Source organism: Thalassobacter sp., from assembly GCF_982993085.1.
This window is the reverse complement of sequence record NZ_CEZFMW010000183.1, coordinates 1-3,986: the sequence shown is the minus strand read 5'-3', so window position 1 is coordinate 3,986 and position 3,986 is coordinate 1. Positions and strand designations below refer to the sequence as shown.

Below are 3,986 nucleotides of genomic sequence, written 5' to 3'. Positions count from 1 at the left end.
AGATTGCACCTCTCGCCGTATGTGCTTGCCAAGATGTCGCCTCAACGATCTCGGTGATCGAGGCACCTTCGGGGCGCTGCAGCATGTCGATCAATAGGGCCTGCTTAGTACCTTGCCGGATAGAGACCAGCTTAGGGCCGGCGCTTGCGTCTGCGGCCACTTCTGTAGATTTAGCCGCCAGTCGAGCCTTGCGGATATTGCTGACCGTACTTGCGACGACCGGATCAATGCCGATGGCATCAAGTCCGGCCTCAGTTGCAATCAAGGTCGTACCATGACCATCGCCAGTCTCGCGCCAGAGCGGCTCTTTGCGGCGGAGATTGGCGTCGACCTCTGCGAGCCAGCCGCGCTCGATCATTTTGCCGACGGTCATCTTGGCTGCCGCCCCTGCCAACCCCTTGGGCAGCGGCAGGGCCAAGTTGCCAGGGCGGGATGCGGCACGTGTGAGAATAATGGTTTGTGTATCGGTGAGTTTGGGCATCGTTTGCTCCTTTTCAAAATGTCTCGTGAAACTGGTTAGTCGGCATCATCCATCGCGGCCGTCACGGCGAAATGCTGCACCCAACCGGTCAGGTACGGCAGCCCTGCAGGAACTCCGTCTTTCCGCTGGGTCTCCGCGCTGATGGTCCAGGCCTGCCATTTCTCGATGGCTTTAATGATCGCGATTTCATTGTTGATGGTACGACCTTGCAGCGCCTCAATCACATCATCGGCAAAATGCCGTCCCATGGAGCTGTCCAAGAAATCCCTGATGCCGCGCATCTCATCTTCGGTACCGGCACCTGTCGCCAGACCGATAAAGGCGCAGGTCACCGTCCAGATCCGATCCGTCGGCCTGTCCCGCAACGCGCAGGTGCTCATCTGGCCATAAAACCCGTGAGCCTCGTTTTGACTGGGCAGAACGAGCTCGGTCATTGCTCTGCCTCCGCTTCCGCCCACGCGCCGTCGTGCCAGACATACAAATGGCCAAAGGCGCGGGTTGGTCGCGGCAAGATCCGCGGCGGCCGCGGCGGATCAAAGCAGTCCAGCGCCTCGGCGCTGACGTACCGGATCTCGCGGGCGGCAAGGATGTCCTTGGGCGTCCAAGTGTGAAGTGCTGTCAACATGTGCTCTGGGTAGCCGTCGTAGTGGACGTAAACGTGGGCCCATTCTTCGGGTCCGGTCTGTATGGCAATCTGTGCGCGGGTGCTCATGGGCTCTCTCCAATCAGGCTGTTTGCTTGATGTGAGAGTCGCTCGACACGGAAGTCTAATCAACTCAAATAGACGTATTTATCCGTTTAATAACAATGCTCTGAGGCTCTGGAACAGGTCATGGAAGGACTATCTGAACGCGCCTACGCCGAACACGCCGGGATCTCACGCGGCGCCGTGCAAAAAGCCCGCAAGACCGGTCGCCTAGTGCTTTTTGCAGACGGGTCCATCAACGCGGTGGCCTCGGATGCACGGCGCGGCTCAGCGACCGACCCCGACCAGCAGATGCGGGCCCGAGGCGGGCTTGGTGCGGCGAATGACGGGCCTGCAGTATCAAGCCCCGGTGACAGCACATCCTACATAAAGGCGCGCACGGCGCTCACGGTCTACCAAGCCCAAGAGCGTCAGCTGGCGATCCAAAAGAAGAAGGGCGTGCTGGTGGATCGGGCGCGGGCCGAGACGTTGGTGTTTCGTCTGGCCCGGCAGGAGCGGGATCTTTGGGTCACCTGGCCCACGCGTGTCGCGGCCCTCATGGCCGCGCAATTGTCCGCAGAGATGGAGACAGCATCCGGCAAGGCCATAACGATCGAGACCGCGATCCTGCAAAGGGTGCTAGAAACCCATGTCCGAGAGCAGCTCGACGCCCTGGCCGACCTCAGGGTCTCGCTTGAATGAGGAGGAGAACACATCTGATCTGACCGAGGGCCTCGATCTCGCCTTTGACGGCGCAGAGGATATCCTGCGCGCATGGCGCCGTGGGATGCGGCCCGACCCTGACCTGACCGTATCCGAATGGGCGGATAAGCACAGGAAACTATCCTCGCGGGCCTCGGCTGAACCGGGGCAATATCGAACGGCCCGAACGCCATATCTGCGCGCCATTATGGATGCGCTGTCGCCAAACCACCCAGCACAGCGGATCAGCTTCATGAAGGCCGCCCAAGTCGGGGCTACCGAGGCAGGGAACAACTGGATCGGTTTCGTGATCCATCACGCGCCGGGCCCGATGCTGGCGGTGCTGCCTACTGTGGAGATGGCCAAGCGAACATCGCGGGGCCGGATCGATCCGCTGATCGAGGACAGCCCGGCGCTGAAAGAACGCGTCCAGCCGGCGCGATCGCGTGATGCCGGCAACTCGATGCTTTCAAAGGAATTCCCAGGCGGCATTTTGGTGCTAACGGGGGCAAACTCGGCCACAGGCCTACGCTCGATGCCCGCGCGCTATGTTTTTCTAGACGAGGTCGATGCCTATCCGGCATCGGCCGACGAAGAAGGCGATCCGGTCACGTTGGCCGAGGCGCGCACCACGACCTTCGCGCATCGGCGCAAGGTGTTCATGGTCTCGACGCCCACGATCCGAGGCCTGTCGCGCATCGAACGCGAATTCGAGGCCAGTGACCAACGGCGCTACTTCGTGCCCTGCCCACATTGCGGCCAGATGCAATGGCTGCAGTTCGAGCGGTTGCGCTGGGACAAGGGACGGCCGGAAACCGCCGCCTATGCTTGCAAGGATTGCGAGCGCCCGATCGCCGAGCACCACAAGACGGACATGCTGGCGCGTGGTGAATGGCGGGCGACAGCGACCAGTGCTGATCCCAATGCGATCGGGTTCCACCTCTCGGCGCTTTATTCGCCGATCGGCTGGAAAAGCTGGGAGCAGATCGCGCGGGACTGGCTGGCGGCCCAGGGGTCAGATGAAATGATGCGCGCAGCGCGCAACACCCTCCTGGGCGAGACCTGGGTCGAAAGCGGGGACGCGCCGGAATGGCAGCGGCTGGCGGATCGGCGTGAGGCTTATGCGGCACAGATCCCGATGGGTGGTCTGTTCCTGACCGCGGGGGCCGATGTGCAGAAGGACCGCATCGAGGTCGATGTCTGGGCTTGGGGCCGAGGTCTGGAAAGCTGGCTCGTCGATCACATCGTTATTCCGGGCGGCCCTGGTGATCCCGCATGCTGGCAGGCGCTAACAGCGCTGCTCGGTCAAACCTGGGTCCATGAGAACGGCGCCGTGATGCCGTTGGCCAAACTGGCCATCGACACCGGCTATGAGACCTCAGCCGTCTACGCCTGGGCGCGGGCGCAGGGGATATCGCAGGTCACACCAGTCAAAGGCCTCGAAGGTTTCAACCGGGCGACACCGGTGTCGGGGCCGACCTTCGTCGACGCGACGGTGAATGGACGCAAGCTGAAACGAGGTGCACGGCTCTGGACTGTGGCCACCGCCACCTTCAAGGCCGAGACCTATCGCTATCTGCGGATTGAGCGGCCATCGGATGAGCATCGCGCGCTGGGCGCACCGAACCCGGCGGGCATGATCCACCTGCCCGATTGGACAGACAGCGAATGGCTGAAGCAGCTGGTGGCTGAGCAACTGGTCACGATCCGCGACCGTCGCGGCTATGCCCGCCAGGAATGGCAAAAGATGCGCGAGCGCAACGAGGCGCTGGACACACGGGTCTATGCCCGGGCCGCCGCTTGGATCCTCGGCGCCGACCGCTTTGATGAGCGGATGTGGCGCCAATTGGAGAAGCAGGCCGGCGTAGAAACAGTCGTCACCTCGCAAACAGACGCCCCCGAGAAACCGACCGAACCACAGGCCGGCTGGGTCGCAACGCCCCGGCGGCGCGGCTGGAAGATCAGTACGCCAAAATACATGGAATGACCAATGACCCTAGATGAGCTGAAACTCCGCCACAGTGCGCTTTTGGGAGCGCGCTACAGCGGCACGCGGTCTGTAAGCTGCGTGTTTCGCGGGATGGTGGGCACAGATTTCATCTGATCGTGGGCAGTGAT

The 3,986-nt window shown here is 62.1% G+C and carries 5 protein-coding genes; 2 read left to right on the top strand and 3 right to left on the bottom strand.

Features of this window, described 5'->3' with window-relative positions:
• From AC4GMC_RS17445 to AC4GMC_RS17435, 3 genes are all read right to left on the bottom strand, one after another.
• Positions 1–481, bottom strand: a 481-nt coding sequence (locus AC4GMC_RS17445) for a DUF3489 domain-containing protein (RefSeq protein ID WP_490391485.1), incomplete at its 3' end; no start/stop codon positions are given.
• Between the two features lie 35 nt (positions 482–516).
• Positions 517–915: a hypothetical protein gene (locus AC4GMC_RS17440; RefSeq protein WP_487876067.1), complete on the bottom strand. Its 399-nt coding sequence runs from the start codon at positions 913–915 to the stop codon at positions 517–519.
• A complete protein-coding gene (locus AC4GMC_RS17435; RefSeq protein ID WP_487876066.1) occupies positions 912–1,193 on the bottom strand; it encodes a hypothetical protein in 282 nt (93 codons plus the stop codon). The genes AC4GMC_RS17440 and AC4GMC_RS17435 overlap by 4 nt, the downstream gene beginning before the upstream one ends.
• A gap of 120 nt (positions 1,194–1,313) precedes the next feature.
• Here AC4GMC_RS17435 and AC4GMC_RS17430 point away from each other — a divergent pair, with 120 nt between their 5' ends.
• Together AC4GMC_RS17430 and AC4GMC_RS17425 are read left to right on the top strand one after the other, a co-directional pair.
• Entirely contained in the window at positions 1,314–1,868 is a 555-nt protein-coding gene (locus AC4GMC_RS17430) for a hypothetical protein (protein ID WP_487876065.1), read from the top strand.
• Positions 1,816–3,855: a phage terminase large subunit family protein gene (locus tag AC4GMC_RS17425; RefSeq protein WP_488052016.1), complete on the top strand. Its 2,040-nt coding sequence runs from the start codon at positions 1,816–1,818 to the stop codon at positions 3,853–3,855. Before AC4GMC_RS17430 ends, AC4GMC_RS17425 begins: the two co-directional genes overlap by 53 nt.
• Positions 3,856–3,986 lie beyond the last annotated feature (131 nt).